Here is an 18,776-nt window from a genome sequence, read left to right as displayed (position 1 = left end):
TGTCGCTCATCGTCCGGTCATGCGGCGGTCAGTCCAGGCGGAAGCCGCCGAGTCCCAGGTCCCCGGCGCCGGGGCCCCGGCCCCCGCCGGCGGCGGGGTCGTCGGCGGAGTCGCGGCGGGTGACGTACTCCGCCGGGACGCTCGGCCCGTACTGGACCAGGGTGACGCCCTCGGACAGGGCGCCTCCGGGGCCGTCGCCCGCGGCGCCCCGGACGACGTGGCTGGCGGCGGGGTCGACGCGGACGCCGCCGCGGACGGCGCCCAGCTCCGACATCGCCTCGTGCAGGAACCCGGTGCCGGGTGCGCCGGCGGCGTCGGCCGAGGCGACGCCCCGGACGAAGTCGTCGTAGGCGACGGTGCGGGGCGCGCCGTCGACGTGCGTCGTCAGGCCGGAGCGCAGGCGGCCGGCGCCGCCGGAGCGCGCGAAGCGCTCCATGGCGGCGCGCCATTCGGAGGCGAAGCCCCGGTCGCGGTCCGCGTCGTCGGCGAGGATGGCGCGGGCCAGGCGATCGAGCGAGGAGCCGGAGCCGTGGCCGGCCTGGGCGGCGAGGCCGCCGAACGACGGCAGCGGCATCCCGGACTCCTCCGCGCGGCGGCGGGCGGCGCCGACGTAGGCGTCGAGGCGGGCCTGGGCCCAGGAGCCGGGGAACAGCCCGGCGCGGACGCCGCGGACGGAGTCGTCGACGAAGGCCCCGTCGACGGGCACCTCGGCTAGCGCCGTGGAGCGGGGCAGGCCCTCCTGCGGCAGCCGCACGCGGGAGGCGGAGCCGCCGGCCGCGCCGTAGGGGCGGGAGACGACCCGGCCGATGATCGCCGACCAGGACAGGAACTGGTTGTAGGCGTGGGCGCACTTCTCGACGTCGGCGGCCGCGGCGACGACGTTGTGGGAGGCGACCTCGTGGCGGTGGGCCAGTTCGCGGCGCCGTTCGTCGCGGGCGCGGAGCTCCTTCGTGACCTTGGCGTACGTGACCATGCCGGCGCCGAGGACGACGAAGGTCGTCACCGCGAGCCAGAACAGCCCGTGGTTCCACCGCAGGGCCGGCGGCAGCCAGTCGCCGAAGGTCAGCGGGCGGTCTCCGGAGGCGTCGGCCCAGTGCCACGCCGCGGTCATGTAGGCGATGGCCAGCGTCGCCACGCCCCAGATGATCCACAGGCCGCGCAGCTTCCCGGAGAGGCTGAGATCGCCCCGGTCGCCGCGTTCGGCCTCCTCCAGCCGGGCGGAGGCGTCCTCGAATTCGGCGCGGGCCCAGTCCATGCGCTCCTGGGCCTCGTCGATCATCCCGGAGATCGCCTCGCCGAAGCGCCAGGCGAAGCTGCGGGAGTGGCGCTCGCGCCACGCGGCGAACCGGCGGTTGAGATCCTGGATGCCCTTGTCGGTGTTCTGGCCGGCGGCCCAGGTCAGCGTCTCCGCGTACCGGGCGGCCCCGTACGGGTCGTACGGGGCGACGGTCGTCTCCCGCAGGCTGGCGCCGGCGAGGCGCTCGAGCATGCGGTTGGAGCCGTCGAACGCCTCCGACGGGTCGGGGACGACGAGGTCGGGGCGGGACACGACGACGGGGCCGTCGGAGTTGCGGACGTTGACGGGCATGCCCGCGCCGTTGCCGTTGGACTGGGCGCGGTCGTGGCCGTCGATCATGGTCATGGCGGTGTCGACGTAGGCCTGCCACACGTCGGCGGTGACGGTCTCCGGCCCCACGGTGAGGGCGCGCCCGTCGGTCTCCTCGAACTCGTGGCGGAAGGAGGCGCTGGCGCGGCCGATGTCGTCGACGCTGCCGCGGCCGCCCTTGCCGGAGTGGGAGCCGACCATGACCTCGACACGGGAGTCGTCGCCGTAGAGGGCCCGCTGGACGGCGCGGGCGTAGCCGCGGCCGGCGTCGCCGGCGACGGCGCGGCCCCAGTCGGAGGGTTTGCCGACGACGAACCCGAAGAAGTCGGAGAGGAACGCGTCGACGGCGGCGTCGGCGCCGATGGTCGACGATCCGGCGTCCTCGTAGGGCCGCAGGCCGGACAGGACGCGGCGGTGGGTCTCCCTCGTGAACGTGCCGACGACGAGGTCCACCATCTCCTCGTCGTAGCCCCCGACCTGCACCTGGACCGGCCCGGACTGGGCCGGCTGCGGCAGGCCGCCGGTGACGTCGATGGCGCGGGCGCGCAGCGCGTCCTCCACGGTCGTGGTGTCGATGCGGCGGTGGAAGACGCGGACGAGACGCACGTGGCCGGGGTCGCCGGTGCCGATGGGCCCGTCGGCGCCGTCGATGACGGGCACCGCCGCCGAGCCCCGCCAGAGGCCGGCGAGCCCCGCGATGGCGGGGGCCGCGTAGCGGGCCAGGGCGTCGGGCCCGTCGGCGCGGCGCTGCGCGGTGACGGGCTCGCCGGGGGCGAGGGAGTCCTCCGGGGACAGGACGAGGCGCGGGTAGGCGGGCAGGCGGACCGGTTCCTCCGCGGGCAGCTCCAGCCGGGTCAGGACCAGGTGGATGCGGTGGACGTCGCAGGACAGGCCGCCGTCGATGGCGCGGGTCCAGGCGTCGACGGACGACGGGTCGATGGTCGAGCCCCGGTCGTCCTGCTCGTCGAGGGCGATGAGCAGGGCCCGGTCGGGGCGTTCGGCGTCGAGGGTGCGGGCGACGCCGTCCTCGCGCACCGCATGGCCGCCGCCGTCGGCCGGGGTGATCGTGGCGACGGTGCCGGGGCCCGCGGCGGCGTCCAGCCAGTGGAAGCGGTCGATGAGCCCGAGGGCGGCGAGGTCGGTGAGGGTCGCCCGGATCGCGGCGGCCCCGGGGCCGGAGCCCAGGAGGAACACCGATGTGCGGGGCATCAGAGGCCACCGCCCAGGATGTCGCCGAGGCCGAGGCCGGTCTGCGGCGCCGGGCCCGGGTCCTCGGCGCGGTGGGCTCCGCCGGCGCTGCGGTCGGACCAGTTGCGCGCCTCCGCGACGGCCTGGTCGAGGCGGCGGATGAGGTCCGTCGCCATGTCCTCGACGTCGGGGGCGAGGTCGCGGAACAGCGGGGTCTTCGAGGCGATGGAGCGGCTGCGGATGGACGCCAGCTCCGGGCGGGGCCCGCCCGGCAGGAACAGGCTGGCGGCGAGGCGGTACTGGTCGAGGCGCTTGCGGGCGGACTCGGAACGCTCCTCCAGCGTCGCGGCGTTCTCCACCTCCTGCGGCGCCTCGCCGAGCGCGAACCACTCGGCGAGGTGCGTACCGGCGGAGTGCGTCACGGAGCCGGTCGTCGGCTGCTCGCGGCCGGTGTCGTACAGGGCGCGCAGCAACTGGTACGGCCGCAGGGACTCGGCGCCGCGGACGCCGGAGCGGCGCTGGCAGTTGGCGTAGGCCAGCAGGATGGACTCGATGACGGCGGGCATGCGGTCGATGCCCTCGAGCTGGCGGTTCGGCGGGGTCAGCAGGTCCGGCGGGAACGGCGTCCAGCGCTCGTCGGCGTCGTCCCAGATGTCGACGGTCTCGTCGTTGGTGCGGGGGTTGCGGACGCGGATGCGGCCGGTGATCTCGCCGATCATCCAGCCGGCGACCATGGCGCGGCGTTCGTCGTCGGACAGCGGCAGGGCGGCGGGCAGGGGGCGGGAGCGGCGGAGGCTCCAGAAGCCCTCGGCGTTGCCGCGGCGCTTCGCCCACTCCTCGGCGATGTGCTTGAACAGGGAGCTGAACACGACCGGCGAGTAGTTCGGGTAGGAACCGAACACCTCGATGGAGGTGACGTTCGTGTCGTCGGTCATCGCCTGCTCGAAGGTCAGCTTCGACTCGTCGGCGCTGTGCTTCTCCTGCCGCATGACGTCGGTGAGCACCTGCAGCGGCTCGACGGTCCCGTCGAAGGGGATTTCGGAGAAGATGTACTCGTAGACCTCCCCGCCGGACGAGTGGACGTGGGACAGCATGTCCGTGTCGACGGCGGCGAGCGGCCGGGCCTGCTTGAGGGCCTTGCGGAACGCCTCGCCGAGGGCGGTGAGGCGGGCGCTGCGGATCTGGTCGTTCCCCGCGTTCTCCGGGGAGAGGTAGCTGCGCAGGTCGACGCCGATGAAGTCGCTGAACGGCATGGCGGGCCGGCCGATCCACTTGCGGGCGCGGTCGATGAGGTCGGCGGGCATGAGCCGGATTTCGAACTTGGCGGAGTTCACCTCGCGCTTGGGGCCCTGGCCGTTCGGGGCGTCGGTGAGGGCGCGGGCGACCCAGCCGACGCGGTTGCCGGGGCCGGCGGTCTGCGGGCGGGGCCGGGCGAGGGTGTCCTCGGGGGCCTTCTCCGGGCCGGTGGTCTCCCACCGCCCGTGGACGATTTCGCGGGAGGCGGCGTCGACGGCGTCGACGAGGTGCTCGGTGCGCATCGTCGACGTGATGTGGTCCTCGTAGTCGGCCTTGAACGACTCGTAGTCGGTGATCATGATCTCGTTGGCCGAGCCCTCGAAGCGCTTTTCGACGAGTTCATCGGACTCCGTGGGCCAGGCGCCCGGCTCCGAGGTGGCGACGTCGGCGAGGTTGACGAGGGTGGCGCGGGGGACGCGCGCGGCGTCGAGGTTCTTGTGCAGCACGTCGAGCGAGCGGGCCAGCGGGGCGAGCACGTTGACGCGGAAGTCCGCGAAGACGGCGGGCAGCAGCTCCGCGACGGCGGCGCAGGCGTAGCGGTGCATGCCCGGCGCGTAGGAGTCGGCGATCCGGTCGGCGAAGCGGCCGGTCTGGCTGATGGTGCCCTTGACGTTGAGCTGCTCGTAGACCTGCTGCGAGGCCGGGGAGTCGCCCAGCGGGTTCATGGCGCCGGCCTGCGCGCCGAACGCGGACAGGGCGCCCTCGTAGGAGTGCTGCAGGTCCTCGGTGAGCTTTTCGACGAGCTTCTCCGCCATCGGCACGCCGTAGCGGGCGATGTACTCCTCGACGACGGCGATGACGCCGTCGGCGAAGAAGTCGGCGAACTCGTGGACGGAGGCGTAGGCGCTGCGCCGCAGCTCGTTGCCGACGACGCCGCGGGAATCGGCGACGCGGCGGCGGACGAGGTCCGCCCACTCGGAGGACCGCATGCCGTCGCCGGGCGGGAACTGGTTGCGCAGGCCGGCGCGGCAGTGCGCCGCCGCCCGGGAGGCCTTCTGCCCGAACACCTGCGACACCCAGGTGGCGGCGTCGTCGGGGCCGAATCCGGGGCGCGGCGACGCGAGGTAGCAGCGGTTGCGGAAGCCCTCCAGCTCCTCGTCGAGCCGCTTGTTCAGCTGCTCCAGGCCGGTCGACGGGTCGTCGGCGCGGATGTGGCCGTCGAGGAGGCGGTCGAAGGCGGCGCGGGCGAGCCGCTGGGCGGAGTACTCGGCGAACCGGTCGCGGCCCATGGACAGCTGGGCGTAGCCCATGGAGCCCCACGGCAGGCCGTCCCACTGCACCTTCTCCGGGTTGCCCCAGCCGAGCACGGAGCGGTCGCCGCGCAGCGAGCCGGTGTTGGCGAGGCGGTAGCCCTTGAAGTCGTGGGAGGCGCGGTCGGAGGAGACGAGGGCCGCGAGGGCGCGGGCGAGGCCGCGGTAGACGCCGTTGGTGGAGCCGTCGCCGAAGCGCGCGCCCTGGCCGCCCATGCGGGCGCCGATCGGGAACAGCCGGCCGAAGGACTTCAGGCGCGGGGTCTCGGAGATGCCCATGGCGCGGTACAGCGCCTCGTCGTGGGGCAGGGCGGCGCCGGTCTGGGCGGCGAACGCCTCGCCGAAGACGGCGAGGGCGTTCGGCCACATGCCGGTCTTCTGCGACTCGGACAGGTTGCCGAAGACCTCGGGGGTCATCATGAACACCGCGATGTTGGCGGGGTCGACGCCGGGGATCGTGGTGAGGATGCGGCTGACGTCGAGGAACATCGACGCGCCCGCGCCACCCGCCATGGAGGTGACGACGAGGATGATCGGGGTGTCGTCCGTCGCATCGGACCGGCGGCCGCTGATGCGGTGGTTGAGCTCGTTGAGCTCCGCGATGGTGTCCGCGTGGTAGAGCTTCTCGAGCGACTGGACGAGGGCGTCGCGGATCTTCTCCAGGCCCTGGATGGTCAGCATGCGGCCGATGGCGCGGTACTGGCCGGCGCCGGCGGAGATGGGCTTCGCCTCCGCGGCGGGGTCGCGGGGCGCCCAGGTGGCGATTTCGCCCAGGGTTCCCTCGCGGCCGAGGAGGTCGGACAGGCCGCGGTCGAACTCGGAGTAGTTGAGGGACGAGCCGATCGAGACGTACCGGCCGCCATGGTCCGGGACGTTGCCGAGGCCGTCGGGGCCCGGCTCCGCCATCAGGGGGACGTCGACGCTGACGAACTGCAGGGCGGCGGGCAGCCGGGTCCGGCCCGGGTCCACGGTCCGCAGGTAGGCCATCAGCTGGTCGATCATGTACGCCTGCGTCTTGGCGCCGGAGCCGCCGCAGCCGACCACGAGGAATTTCTGCACGTCAAGTCTCTTTCTGGGTCGTTATCCGTGTGTCATGCCGTGTCGTTGCGGTCGCTAGCGCGACCAGCCGCCGTCCCCGGATCCGGGTCCGCCGGAGCCGAAGCCCCCGTCCCCGGTGCCGAAGCCGCCGCCGAAGCCGTTTCCGCCGGAGCCGAAGCCCCCGGAGGAGCCGTCGGAGCCGGAGCCGAAGCCCGGTCCTCCGGAGCCGAAGCCGCCCGCGCCCGGGGCCGAACCGGGTTCCGCGACGGTCCACGGATCGCCGGGCTCCTGCGCCGGAGCCGTCGCGGTGCCCGCCGCCGGGGCCGCGGCCGGGGCGCCGCCGGACGGCGCGCCCCCGCCGGCCGCGGAGCGCCGCTCCCGGACGAGCCGGTTGAAGCGCTCGGGGCCGTTGGACCGGATGTCGTCGGCGATGGCCGCGAGGTGGTCGCGGGTGATGCCCTCGTCGGCGGCGATGATGACGGTCGCCTGGGCGTCGTCATGCGGATCCAGGACCATGAACCAGCGGTTGTGGACCGCCAGCGGGAGCCGGGCGCTCGCGCCGGCGCGGTTGCCGTCGTCGGCGACGGAGTCCGGCGCCGCGGCGACCGCGGACGCGGGCGTCAGCGGGTTGGCGCCGAGCTTCACGTCCAGCCGCTCGCCGGCGACGGTGATGGTGCGGCCCCCGGAGACCGTGCGCGGCGCGTGGACGACCTCGTCGTAGTCGACGTCGAACTCCGCGCCCGTGTCCGTGCGGCGGATCGTCGTCTCGTCCGCGGTGACCGGGATGCGCAGGCCGAGGACACCGGGCTTCGCCGGGATGCGGCCGCTGACGAACTTCATCAGGTACAGCACTCCCAGCGGGATGAGAAGGGCGAGCAGGAGCGCGCCGACGAGCGCGGCGACGAAGACGCCGGGGTCCGACGGGACGATCATGGAGACCTTCGCGGGCACCTCCTCCGTCGCCGGCTGCGCGCCGTCCTCCGCCGGGATGTAGCTCACCGGGACGCGCGCGTCGAGGGCCGCGTCGGCGGGCGTCTCGGCGCGGGCGGTCAGGGTGATGACGCCCTCCTCCCCCGGGCCGAGCGTCAGGGCCGAGTCCCGGTCGCCGTGGTCGGAGTCGTAGGAGACGCCGTCGCCCAGCGCCCCCGGTTCGATCCACACGGTGCCCGGGCCGGTGACGTGCACCGGCACCTCCGTCTCCTCGTCACCCGAGAGGGAGATGTCGAGGACGCCGGGGAAGGACGGGGAGTTCGGCGGCACGACGGTGACGGGCGTGTCGACGGTGACCGGCGCCAGCGTGGTGCCGGGCGTGCCGGCCGTCGTGATGGTCGCGCTCATCCGCAGGTCGCCGGAGACGCGATGATCAACCGAAATCGGCACGGTGACGGGGCCCTTCGAGGCGTCGCCCTCGACGGGGCCGAGCGGGATGGGCTCGCCGCCGTCGGCCGGGACCAGCTCGGCGGCGAAGGCGGTGGTGCCGTCCATCGGGCGCGGATTGCCGTCGCGATCGACGAGCTGGGCGGTCACCGCGTCGCCCGGGGCGACGGTCAGCCGTCCGTCGCGGCCGACGGATCCGCCGTCGACCTTGATGTCGAGCCCCGGGACGATGGTCATGGTGACCTGGTACGTCGAGTCGCCGGGGGCCGTGTTCTCGTAGCCGAAGACCCACTCGCCGGCCCAGCCGCCGCCGGCGCCCTTCTCCAGCTCGACGTCGACCATGCCGGGCAGGGCCTCCGACGGCGTGACCGTCAGGCCGTGGCCGGCGACGGCGGATGCGGAGCCGTCCAGCGGCACCGTCTCGCCGCCCGGGGAGGTCAGCACCGGCCGCGCGTTCTCCGAGATCGGGCCCTCCGGCACGACGCTGAGCCGCACCGGGGTCACCGAGTCGTCCAGGGTGAAGCGGTACTTCTCCGTGGCGGGGATGCCGGTGCGGGTCTCCGTGGCGCCGTCGGGCACGATGCCGCGGAAGGCGCCGAACAGGCCCTCCGGGTTCGCGGCGGAGAACGCCGCGCCGTTCGGGAGCAGCCCGCCGCAGTCGCCCTCCGCGATGCGGGTGAGCGTGTCGGCCGGGTCGGAGCCGTCCGCCGGGGACAGGCCGACGGTGAACAGGTGGACGCCGGTGAAGCGCATCTGGTGGACGGGGCCGCCCTCGCGGCAGACCTCCTCCATGATCGCCTCCTCGGAGGCGCCCTCCGCGGTCGGCTTGCCGTCGCTGAAGAACAGGACGGCGCGGCACGGGTCGCCGTCGCCGGAGCCCCCGCGGGCGGACTCGAAGGCGCCGGAGAGGCCCTGCCGGTAGTCGGTGTGCAGGTCGTCGGCGCGGTCGCCGCCGTTGACGAACTCGTCGATCTCCGACGTCGCGGCGCCGCCGCCGTCGCCGAGGTTCACCCAGTCTCCGTAGGCGGTGTAGCCCCCGCCGAAGCCCGCGACGCGGACGTTGACGTCGGCGCCGGTGTCCGCGGCGTAGGTCGCCATGCGGTTGACGAAGTCCTTGGCGACGTCGACGCGCAGGCCCTCCGGATCGGAGGCCTCGCCGGACCACTCCGAGCCGGCGTCGCCGTCGAGGGAGCCGGACTGGTCGAGCACCAGGACGATGTCGGCCGCTCCCTTGCCGGCGATGCAGGCGCCGAAGTCGGCGACGGCGCCGTCCTCGGCGGCCGGGGCCGGCGCCGCCTGGCCCGGTGCCGTCTGACCCGGCTGCGCGGGCGCGGGCTGCCCCTGCGCCGGGGGCAGCTGGCCGAAGCCGGGGCCGGCGGGCTCCTGCGCGGCCGCGAGGCCGGCGCCGGCGCCGAGGGACAGGGCGATGGTGGCCGCGGAGGCCGCGGCACCTCGGATGATGCGGTTCAGCATGGCGCGGTCAGCTCCCGGAGTTCAGCTTGGACGCCCACAGGGCGATGGCGACGGCGGTGACGGCGACGCCCGCGAGTCCGATGCCCGCGGCGGCGCGGTAGGCCGTCGTCTGGCCCGCGGTGCCGATGTAGGGGCCCGAGGCGCGGCGCTTCGTGTCCTCGATGACGTGGAGCCCGAGGAGGACGAACGCGACGATGCCCGCCAGCGCCCACCCGGCGAAGGACAGGACCGCGAACATCGTCTCGGTCGCCCCGAAGGCGACGAGCGCGACGACGCCGAGCACGAGTCCGGCGGAGGCGGCGGCGAGGGAGCCGAGGACCCAGCCCCACGGGCCGGTGGCCGGTTCAAGGGCGCGGGCCGCGTCCCCGCGGGAGGCGGGGAGGTCGCCGAAGCCGCCCGGTTCCCCGGAGCCGAAGCCCCCGGTCCGCGCGGGCGCCGCGAAGCCCGAATCCGGACCGGGGGCGGAGCCGCCACCCTGCGGGGCGCCGAAGCCGCCGGTGGAGCCGGAACCCGAACCGAAGCCGCCGGGCGACGCGGAGCCTCCCGACGGCGCACCGAAGCCCGGCGCCGACGGGGCGCCGAATCCCCCGGACGAACCGGAGCCGGAACCCGAACCGAAACCGCCGGACGAACCCGGGCCGGAGCCGAAGCCCGACCCCGAACCGAAACCGCCGGAGGAACCGGAGCCGGTGCCGGGGTCGCGCGGGGCGCCGAAGCCCCCGCCGAAGCCGCCGTCCCCGGATCCGGGTGCGTTGAAGGGACCACTCACGTCGCGCTTCTCCTCGTGTCCTGTCGGTGCTTCCGCCCATGGGAGCCGTCGGGCGCCCCTTTTTGTTCCCGCCGCGGCCGGGGATACCCGGCCCCGGGGAGGGGCTCCCGCCGCGGAGGGCGCGGCCGGATCCGGGGATCCGGCCGGCACCCGCGGACGGACGCCGGTTTCGGGATCGGACATTACCGGCGCACCCGACATCGTCCAGGGCCCTTTCGGACCCCACCCCCGGTGTAACCGCGGTCACTGCGCCTTTACCACGCGATTCCACGCACATGGGCCCCGCGGGGGAGGCCGGGGGTAGTACCGTCGACCCCATGCCGACGACGAACATCACCTTCGAGGGCTCCACCGGCGAAACCCTGGCCGCGTCCATCGACATGCCGGCCTCCGGCTCGCCGCGCGCGTGGGCCCTCTTCGCCCACTGCTTCACCTGCAACCGGCACGTGCCGGGCGCCTCCCGCGTGTGCAAGGCGCTGGCGAAGCAGGACATCGCGTGCCTGCGCTTCGACTTCACGGGCCTCGGCCAGTCGGGCGGCTCCTTCGACCAGACGACGTTCCTCACCAACGTCGCGGATCTGGTGAAGGCCTACGAGCTGCTGGAGGCGGAGTACGAAGCGCCGAGCCTGCTCATCGGCCACTCGCTCGGCGGCGCGGCGTCGCTGCTGGCGGCCCAGCAGATGCCGAAGGTGAAGGCGGTGGCGACGATCGGCGCCCCGTTCGACCCGGCGCACTCGATCTTCCACTTCGCGGACGCCATCGGCGACATCGACCGCAACGGCACGCAGACGCTGTCCATCGCGGGCCGCGACATCCCGATGTCCCGCGAGTTCCTGGAGGTGCTGGCGGACAACAACCCGGAGACGTACCTGCACAAGCTGCGCAAGCCGCTGCTGCTGCTGCACTCCCCGACGGATCAGACGGTCGGCATCGACAACGCCCAGAAGATCTTCACGCTGGCGCGCTACCCGAAGTCCCTGGTCTCCCTGGACCGTGCGGACCACATGCTGACGCGCTCCGGTGCGGCGCAGCGCGCGGCCGACGTCATCCGGACGTGGGTCGAGCCCTACCTTCCGAAGGCGTAGCGGGCTCGGCCGCCCCGGCGTCCGGGGCCTCCGCGGCGCGGTCCCCGTCGTCACGCGCATCCGCGACGGGCGCATCGCCCGCGCCCGCGGCGCCGGCGGCGGGCACCGCCTCCGACGGGTGGAGCCGCATGATGTGGACGGTGACGCCGCAGCCGATGGCGCCGAGCAGCGGGATGGCCCACCACTTCCCCACCATCCACATGGAGAACAGCAGGCCGGCCCACATGAGCGCGAGGGTCCGGATCTTGTAGCTCGTGCTCATGCGGCCCTCGCGGTACTCGCGGAGGTAGCGGCCGAAGATGCGGTGGTTCATCAGGTACGCGTGCAGCCGGGTGGAGGTGCGCGCGAAGCAGAACGCGGCGAGCAGCAGGAACGGCGTCGTCGGGATGAGCGGCAGGAACACGCCGATGGAGCCGAGCGCCAGGGCGACCAGCCCCACCGCGATGAGCGCCCATCGCATCGGTCCGGACGACATCCGCTCTCCTCTCCGCCTCCGGGCCCGCCGGCGCCCGTCGCGCCGGTCCCCGGCCCCGGCCCCGGTGTCCGGGGGACCCGTCCATCGTAGCGCCGCGGACCAAGGCCACTCAAAGGTGATTCGGCGCCGGTGACCTAACCCCGACGCCCGTTCCTCATCGTGTGCGGGACCGTGCGCGGCCGTCGGCGACCCCGCGCGCGATCATGTGCTTTGCGACGGCCCCCGCCCCGCGCCCTCCCCCCGTCGCGGCGGTGCGCGCCCGAAACGGTTCCATTCATGACATCATTTCCGGCATGAACAAGTCCCGCCCGCAGTGGTCCACCCCCGACGGCGACGTCGCCGGCGTCAGCGGCGACGGCGTCGACCGCGCCCTCGGCATCCGCTACGCCGTCGGCGGCCGGTACGAGGTCCCGCGCCCCGTCGAGCCGCACGACGACCTGCTCATCGCGGAGACGCCGGCCGCGGCGTGCCCGCAGACGCCGCCGTCGACGGCGCTGGCGGTCAGCCGCACGGCGTCGAAGCTGCGGGTCGACGAGGACTGCCAGCGCCTGTCCGTCCACGTCCCGGCGGGGCTGCCGGCCGACGCGGGCGCCCCGGTGATGGTGTGGGTGCACGGCGGCGCGTACGTCTCCGGCTCCGGCGACCTGCCGGGCTTCGACCCGCGGCGTCTGGTGACGGAGCAGCGCGTCGTCGTGGTCACCGTGACCTACCGGCTGGGGATGTTCGGCTTCCTCGGCGACGGCGACGTCGCCCCCGCGAACCTGGGGCTGATGGACATCCGGGAGGCGCTGCGCTGGGTGCGCCGCAACATCGGGGCGTTCGGCGGCGACCCGGCGAAGGTGACGGCGTTCGGGCAGTCCGCCGGCGCCGACGCGATCGTCGCGCTGATGGTCGCCGACGGCCACGACATGCTGGAGGGCCGGGCGGACGGGCCGCTGTTCGACCGGGCGATCGTCCAGTCCGCGCCGTTCGGCATGCACGGCGAGCGCGGCGCGATGACCGACGACATGCTCGCCGCCGCGGGCCCGCTGTCGAAGGACATGCCGGTGGAGGAGATGCTGGAGGCGGAGGGCCGGGCGACGGAGGCGGCGCAGGACCACGGCCTGTTCGCGAACATGCCGTTCGGCCCGCAGTACGGCCACGACCCGCTGCCGCCGCGCTCCGGCGTCGACGCGGCGCTGAAGGAGGTCGCCCCGCGCGTGGAGGTCCTCGTCGGCCACACCACCCGCGAGGCGGCGCTGTTCAGCGAGTTCCGGGAGGACGCGCAGCGCGCCCGCCGGATGCCGTTCATCGGCGATCCGCTGATGGAGGCCATCACCCGCCACTACACGCGCATCACCTACGGGCCGATGAAGCGGTTCGTCGACCGGCACGCCGCCGGCGGCGGCCGCGGCGCGACGTACCGGCTGGACTGGGGCCCGGCGGGCAGCCTGGTGCGGTCGGCGCACATCATCGACATCCCGCTGCTGCTGGGCGACGAGGACTCGTGGTCCGGCTCCAGCCTCATCGAGGGCCTGGACTGGGCGGTCGTCGACGCCGACGGTCGGCGGATGCGGGCGGCGTGGGCGGAGTTCGCCCGCGACGGCCGGCTGTCGGACGCCGGCATCGGCTCGTCGAACCCGCCGGCGGTGGGGCTGAAGGGCTCCGAGCCGTTCATCCGCTTCCGCGAGTTCGGCCCGGCCGGCACGCGCCCGGCGGGCATCGGGAAGGCCGCCGCGGGGCAGCGCTAGGGCCCGGGTCACGGGCCGCGGCGGGTCGCCGCCGCGCGTGACGACGGCCCCGCGGGCGGTTGGCCCGCGGCTAGCCCGCATGCGCGGGACCGCCCGCGGCTAGCCCTCCAGGCGCTCGCCGAGCTCCATCCACTCCATCTCGAGGGCCTCGCGCTCCTCCCGGACCTCTCCCAGCTGCCGGTCGAGGTCCGCGAGCTTCGCGGTGTCCAGGTTGGCGACGTCGGCGGAGGCCGCCGCCATCTCCTCCCCGAGCTTCGCCTCGCGCTGCTCGAGCTTGCCCATCTTCCGCTCCAGGGCGCGCATCTCCTTCTGCACGGCCCGCTCCTCCTGGGCCGACAGCCCCGAGGCGGGCCCCGCCTCCGCCGCGCCGGCCGGGCCGCCGGCCGCGGCGTCCGCGCCGGGGCGGGTGCCGTCGTCACGCGAACGCTTGCCCGCGTCTCCCGCGGCCGCCGCCCGCCTCCTCTGGCTCAGGTACTCGTCGATGCCGCCCGGCAGGTTCGTGAGCGCCCCGTCGCCGAAGAGCGCCCACGTGGAGTCGCAGATGCGCTCGACGAGGTAGCGGTCGTGGCTGATGACGACGAGGGTGCCCGGCCAGCCGTCCAGCAGGTCCTCCAGCTCCTGGAGGGTGTCGATGTCGAGGTCGTTGGTCGGCTCGTCGAGCAGCAGGACGTTCGGCTCCGACATGAGCACGCGCGTCAGCTGCAGGCGGCGGCGCTCGCCGCCGGACAGGTCGCGGATGGGGGTGCGCTGGCGCTTCGGGGAGAAGCCGAGGCGCTCCGCCAGCTGCGACGCCGTCAGCTCCTTCTTCCCGACCTCGATGCGGGTGGCGACGTCCTCGATGGCGTCGATGACGCGCATCTCCAGCGGCAGGTCGTCGAGCTCCTGGCGCAGCCAGCCCAGGCGCACGGTGACGCCCTCGACGCGGCGGCCCTCCGCCAGCGGGTGCTCGCCGGCCAGGGCCCGCAGCAGGGTGGTCTTGCCGGAGCCGTTGACGCCGACGAGGCCGATGCGCTCGCCCGGCGCCAGACGCCAGGTCAGGGAGTCGACGAGGCGGCGGCCGTCCGGCGCGTCGAGCGCGGCGTCCTCCAGCTCGATGACGACCTTGCCCTGCCTCCGCTTCGAGAACGCGAGCAGCTCGACGGAGTCGCGCGGGGCGGGCACGTCGGCGATGAGCGCCTCCGCCGCCTCGATGCGGTAGCGGGGCTTCGACGTGCGGGCGGGGGCGCCGCGGCGCAGCCACGCCAGCTCCTTGCGGGCGAGGTTGCGGCGGCGGGCCTCGGCGGCGTCGGCCTGGCGGGCGCGCTCGGCGCGGGCGAAGGTCCAGTCGTTGTAGCCGCCGTCGTACATGTCCACCTGCCCGTCGTGGACCTCCCACGTGCGGGTGGCGACGGTGTCGAGGAACCAGCGGTCGTGGGTGACGACGACGAGCGCGGACTTCCGCGACAGCACGTGGTCGGCCAGCCACTGGACGCCCTCGACGTCGAGGTGGTTGGTCGGCTCGTCGAGGATGAGCAGGTCCAGGTCCCGCACCAGCGCGGCGGCGAGGTTGACGCGGCGGCGCTCGCCGCCGGACAGGTCCCCGACGAGGGTGTCCAGGCCCAGGTCGTGGATGCCGAGGCCGTCGAGGACGCCGCGGACGCAGGCGTCGCCGGCCCACTCGTGCTCCGCCAGGCCCAGCGGCTCGATGATGGAGCCGAACACCGTCGCGTCGTCGCGCAGGCCGACGTCCTGGGCGACGTGCGCGACGCGGAGATCGGTGGCGTGGCTGACGCGGCCGGAGTCGACGGGCTCGACGCCGCCGAGGACGCGCAGCAGCGTGGACTTGCCGCCGCCGTTGAGGCCGACGACGCCGATGCGGTCGCCCTCCTGCACGCCCAGGCTGACCTGGTCCAGCAGGGTCTTCAGCCCGAAGGACTTGTCGACGTTCTCCAGGTTGATGAGGTTCGCCACGGGGCGCGGGCTCCTTCGTCGTCGGGTGCGGGTGCGTCCGGTCGAGTCTATCGGGGCGGCGCCGCGGGTCCGGCACCGCGGCGGGCAGCGGCCGTCGTCACGCGATCGGGGGCGTGCGCGGGGACGCACGTGGGGCGCGTGGCGCGGGTGCGTGCGGCGGGTTCCGCAGGTGCGCGGTGGTTGCTTGACGACGGCTACGCCGCCGGCTCCGGCGGCGGCAGCAGGGTGGCGGCGCCGGCCGCGCCCTCCGCGACGATGACCTCCAGGGTGAGGCCCACTCCCCCGGCGGCGACGGCGACCTCGAGGGCGGTGGCGCGGTCGGGGCACAGGAACGCCACGGCCGTGCCGGTGGAGGAGACGGTGGAGGCCAGCGCGCCCGCCTCCTCCCCGGCGGCGAAGATGCGGCGCAGCCCGGGCTTGAGGCTGATGACGGCGGGCTGGACCTCGTTGCGCATCGACGCGGCCAGCGCCTCCGCGTCGCCGGCGGCCAGCGCGCGCAGCAGCGGGTTGGGGTCCCCGGCGGGCTCGATGCCGCGGTCCGCTGCGATGCGGTCGCGGGCGCGGAGCACCTCGGCGGCCGACAGCGGCTGGGTGTGCAGGGCCATCACCCAGTGGAAGGGGCCGCGGGCGAGGACGGGCGCGACGGCGGCCTCCGCCCCGTCGGAGGTGATGACGGTGGCGCCGCCGTCGAGGGCCGCGACGACGGCGGGGCCGAGGTCGGCGGCGATGGCCCGCAGGTCCCCGTCGGTGAGCGCCAGGCCGAGCTTCGCGCGGGCGGCGACGAGCGCGGCGGCCGCGTCCGCGGCGGCGGAGCCGAGGCCCGAGCCGCCGGGGAAGCCCTTGTCGACGTGGAGGCGCACGCCCCCGGTCAGCCGCGCGCCGGCGCCGGCGGCGGCGATGGCGGCCTCCGTCGCCCGCCACGCGAGGTTGTCGGGGCCGCACGGCACGGGCCGTGCGCGGTGGCCGCGGACGGTGAGGGCGGTGACGGCGCCGCGGCCGTCGTCGCGGCGGGCGGAGACGCGGGCGACGTCCCGGTCGTCGTCCAGCGTCACCCGGGTCACCGGCGTGACGGCCATGCGCACCGCGTCGAAGGGGCGCAGCCCCGGGTCGGCGGGGCCGTCGCCGACGGACAGGCGCAGCGTGACGCCCGCGTGGGCGGTGGCGGTGACGGCGGTCATGGGCGGATCGTAGCGCGGGCGGGGCGGCCGGCGGCCGACGCGCGCGGGGCGCATGCGCGGCGGCTCATGGGTGGCCGGGTGTCCGGCGGGACGTGCGCGGCGCCCGGGCGCGGCCACCCGGGCGGCGGCGCGCCGCGCCCCGCCCGCCCCGTCAGATGCCGGCCAGGCGGGCGAAGTCGGCGACGCCGAGCTTCTCGCCGCGCAGCTTCGGGTCGATGCCCGCGGCGACGAGGGCCTCCTCCGCCGCGGCCGCGGAGCCGTAGTGGCCGGCCAGGGCGGCGCGGAGGGTCTTGCGGCGCTGCGCGAAGGCGGCGTCGACCAGCGGCCAGACGGCGTCGCGGGCGGCGGCGTCGCGCGGCCACGGGGACTCGCCGGCCGGCGACGGCTCGCCGCCGGGGCCGGGCACGCCGAAGACGTCGATGCGCACGAGGCCGGAGTCGACCTTGGGCGCGGGCCAGAAGACGTTGCGGCCGATGGCGCCGGCACGGCGGACGTCGCCGTGGAACGACGCCTTGACGCTGGGCACGCCGTAGGTGCGGGAGCCGGGCTCGGCGGCGAGGCGGTCGGCGACCTCGGCCTGCACCATCACCAGGACGCGGCGGATGGTGGGGAACTCGGCGAGCATGTGCAGCAGCACGGGCACGGAGACGTTGTACGGCAGGTTGGCGACCAGGGCGGTCGGCGCCTCGGGCAGGTCGGCGGCGCGGACCTTCATGGCGTCGACGTTGACCAGGGCGAGGTCGCGGCCGGGGGCGCGCTCGGCGACGGTGCGGGGCAGGCGGGCGGCGAGCCGCTCGTCGATTTCGACGGCGGCGGCGCGGCCGCAGTGCTCCAGCAGCGCGAGGGTCAGGGAGCCGAGCCCGGGGCCGACCTCGACGGGGTAGTCGGCGGGGTCGAGGTCGGCGGCGGCGACGATGCGCCGGACCGTGTTGGGGTCGTGGACGAAGTTCTGGCCGAGCTTCTTCGTCGGCGTGACGTCCAGCTCCTCGGCCAGCGCGCGGATGTCGGCGGGCCCGAGCAGGCGGACGGGTGCGGCGGGGTCCGTCCCGGCGGTGTCGTGCATGCCGGGGACGTTACCCGGCGGGCCCGGGATGCGCGGAACCCGCCGCCCGCACATGGGGTGCGTGACGACGGGTCCCTCCGGCCGGCCCGGGCGCCGCGTGGGCGCGGACGGGCGCTACCGGATGCCGAGCTTCGCGGTGCAGGCGGGCCAGGCGCCCCAGCCCTGGCCGGCCTGGACCTTCTCGGCCACGGCGATCTGCTGCTCGCGGGTGGCGCCGGAGGCGCGCGGCGCGTAGGCGGTGCCGCCGTAGGCCGCCCAGGTGGAGTCGGTGAACTGCAGGCCGCCGGAGAAGCCGTTGCCGGTCTCGATGGCCCAGTTGCCGCCGGACTCGCACTGCGCCAGCTGGTCCCAGACGCCGTAGCCGGCGGCCGGGGCGGCGATGCGCTGCTTGGTGCCCTGGCGGACGACGCCGGCGACGGGGGCGGCGAGCTCCTTCTCCTTCACGACCTCGCGGGACAGCTCGACGCCGTCGCGGCTGGTGACGGTGAAGGTGACCTCCTTCTCGCCCGGGGTGCCGGCCTCGACGACCTCGGACTCGCCGACGTACATGTCGGGGTCCTCGATGACCTGGGCCGGGGCCTCGAACGGGAGGGTCTGGATGACGGTCTTGACGATGTCGCGGGAGACCGTGATGTCCATGCCGTCGACGACCTTCTCGCCGACGGCCGGGGTGACGGTGTCGCCCTCCTTCAGCTCGATGCCGCGGGCGGCGAGGACGTCGGCGACGGTGGCGGCCGGGACGGTCAGCGGGCGGGCGGCGCCGTCGTCGTGCAGGACGATGTCCTTGGCGGTGGTGACGGCCAGCTCCAGGCCCTCGGCCGGGATCTTCGCCGGGGCGTCGGCGATCTCGTCGCGCTCCCCGAAGCCCAGCTTCTTCACCAGCTCGTCGACGGTGACGGCGGTGGTGGTCATCTCGCGGCGCTCGCCGTCGACGACGACGGTGACCGGCTTGGCGGTGCGGACCTCGACGCGGGAGCCGTCGGAGATGGCGTCCTGGGCGATGACCTCGTCCTCGTAGCCGACGTCGACGCCAGCGGCGTCGAGGACGCCCTCCACGTCGGAGGACCAGGTGGAGGTCTGCTGGACCTCGCCGTCGACGACGACCTCGACGTCCTTCTGCTGGGACAGCGCCACGGCGCCGCCGCCGGCGACGACCGCGACGGCGAGGCCGGCGGCGCCGACCTTCGCGGCGGCCGGCGTCTTCTCGTTGCCGCGGTTGACCGTGTTCTTCTTCAGGGCGCTCACTGGTCGTCTACCTCGCTGACGTGGCTTCGGGCTGGGATGGGGTGGCGCGTCGG

General features: G+C 75.0%; 10 protein-coding genes and 1 pseudogene. 2 read left to right on the top strand and 9 right to left on the bottom strand.

Annotated features, from left to right (window positions below):
- Positions 1 to 28 precede the first annotated feature (28 nt).
- The 4 genes from QQS41_RS07545 to QQS41_RS07530 are packed head-to-tail and all read right to left on the bottom strand — an operon-like array spanning position 29 to position 9,997.
- On the bottom strand, positions 29 to 2,815 hold the full coding sequence (locus tag QQS41_RS07545) for a hypothetical protein (RefSeq protein ID WP_448852103.1): 2,787 nt from the start codon (positions 2,813 to 2,815) through the stop codon (positions 29 to 31).
- The gene (locus tag QQS41_RS07540; RefSeq protein ID WP_448852102.1) at positions 2,815 to 6,399 is read right to left on the bottom strand and encodes a tubulin-like doman-containing protein; all 3,585 of its coding nucleotides are present in this window, start codon (positions 6,397 to 6,399) and stop codon (positions 2,815 to 2,817) included. Before QQS41_RS07540 ends, QQS41_RS07545 begins: the two co-directional genes overlap by 1 nt.
- A gap of 54 nt (positions 6,400 to 6,453) precedes the next feature.
- Entirely contained in the window at positions 6,454 to 9,228 is a 2,775-nt protein-coding gene (locus tag QQS41_RS07535) for a vWA domain-containing protein (RefSeq protein ID WP_448852101.1), read from the bottom strand.
- A gap of 7 nt (positions 9,229 to 9,235) precedes the next feature.
- Complete coding sequence (locus QQS41_RS07530; RefSeq protein ID WP_448852100.1) at positions 9,236 to 9,997, bottom strand: hypothetical protein; 762 nt, start codon at positions 9,995 to 9,997, stop codon at positions 9,236 to 9,238.
- A gap of 317 nt (positions 9,998 to 10,314) precedes the next feature.
- Here QQS41_RS07530 and QQS41_RS07525 point away from each other — a divergent pair.
- Positions 10,315 to 11,070, top strand: a pseudogene (locus tag QQS41_RS07525) (alpha/beta hydrolase family protein); the annotation flags it as partial.
- On the opposite strand, the gene QQS41_RS07520 reads toward QQS41_RS07525, so the two are convergent.
- Positions 11,042 to 11,542 (bottom strand): YbaN family protein, encoded by a 501-nt coding sequence (locus QQS41_RS07520; RefSeq protein ID WP_448852539.1) that lies wholly within the window; start codon positions 11,540 to 11,542, stop codon positions 11,042 to 11,044. The pseudogene QQS41_RS07525 and the gene QQS41_RS07520 overlap by 29 nt on opposite strands.
- Before the next feature lie 308 nt (positions 11,543 to 11,850).
- On the opposite strand from QQS41_RS07520, the gene QQS41_RS07515 reads away from it, so the two are divergent.
- On the top strand, positions 11,851 to 13,287 hold the full coding sequence (locus QQS41_RS07515; protein ID WP_448852099.1) for a carboxylesterase family protein: 1,437 nt from the start codon (positions 11,851 to 11,853) through the stop codon (positions 13,285 to 13,287).
- 99 nt (positions 13,288 to 13,386) lie between these two features.
- On the opposite strand, the gene QQS41_RS07510 is transcribed toward QQS41_RS07515, so the two are convergent.
- The 4 genes from QQS41_RS07510 to QQS41_RS07495 all read right to left on the bottom strand — a co-directional run bounded on the left by QQS41_RS07510 (position 13,387) and on the right by QQS41_RS07495 (position 18,723).
- The gene (locus QQS41_RS07510) at positions 13,387 to 15,237 is read right to left on the bottom strand and encodes an ABC-F family ATP-binding cassette domain-containing protein (RefSeq protein WP_448852098.1); all 1,851 of its coding nucleotides are present in this window, start codon (positions 15,235 to 15,237) and stop codon (positions 13,387 to 13,389) included.
- A 194-nt stretch (positions 15,238 to 15,431) separates the two neighbouring features.
- Positions 15,432 to 16,415, bottom strand: a complete 984-nt coding sequence (locus QQS41_RS07505) for a GHMP family kinase ATP-binding protein (RefSeq protein WP_448852097.1) — start codon at positions 16,413 to 16,415, stop codon at positions 15,432 to 15,434.
- 151 nt (positions 16,416 to 16,566) lie between these two features.
- Positions 16,567 to 17,478 (bottom strand): 16S rRNA (adenine(1518)-N(6)/adenine(1519)-N(6))-dimethyltransferase RsmA, encoded by a 912-nt coding sequence (gene rsmA, locus QQS41_RS07500; RefSeq protein WP_448852096.1) that lies wholly within the window; start codon positions 17,476 to 17,478, stop codon positions 16,567 to 16,569.
- A 114-nt stretch (positions 17,479 to 17,592) separates the two neighbouring features.
- On the bottom strand, positions 17,593 to 18,723 hold the full coding sequence (locus tag QQS41_RS07495; protein WP_448852095.1) for a transglycosylase family protein: 1,131 nt from the start codon (positions 18,721 to 18,723) through the stop codon (positions 17,593 to 17,595).
- Between the last annotated feature and the right edge of the window lie 53 nt (positions 18,724 to 18,776).

The sequence above is a fragment of the Corynebacterium sp. 335C genome (genome assembly GCF_053525695.1).
Note: the sequence above shows the minus strand (reverse complement) of the source record. Positions and strands in the feature narration are given on the sequence as shown.

Excerpts from the sequence above, each read along its gene's own strand:
- QQS41_RS07545 (WP_448852103.1), bottom strand. The coding sequence starts at position 2,815 with ATGCCCCGCACATCGGTGTTCCTCCTGGGCTCCGGCCCCGGGGCCGCC.
- QQS41_RS07535 (WP_448852101.1), bottom strand. The coding sequence starts at position 9,228 with ATGCTGAACCGCATCATCCGAGGTGCCGCGGCCTCCGCGGCCACCATC.
- QQS41_RS07520 (WP_448852539.1), bottom strand. The coding sequence starts at position 11,542 with ATGCGATGGGCGCTCATCGCGGTGGGGCTGGTCGCCCTGGCGCTCGGC.
- QQS41_RS07515 (WP_448852099.1), top strand. The coding sequence starts at position 11,851 with ATGAACAAGTCCCGCCCGCAGTGGTCCACCCCCGACGGCGACGTCGCC.
- QQS41_RS07505 (WP_448852097.1), bottom strand. The coding sequence starts at position 16,415 with ATGACCGCCGTCACCGCCACCGCCCACGCGGGCGTCACGCTGCGCCTG.
- rsmA (WP_448852096.1), bottom strand. The coding sequence starts at position 17,478 with ATGCACGACACCGCCGGGACGGACCCCGCCGCACCCGTCCGCCTGCTC.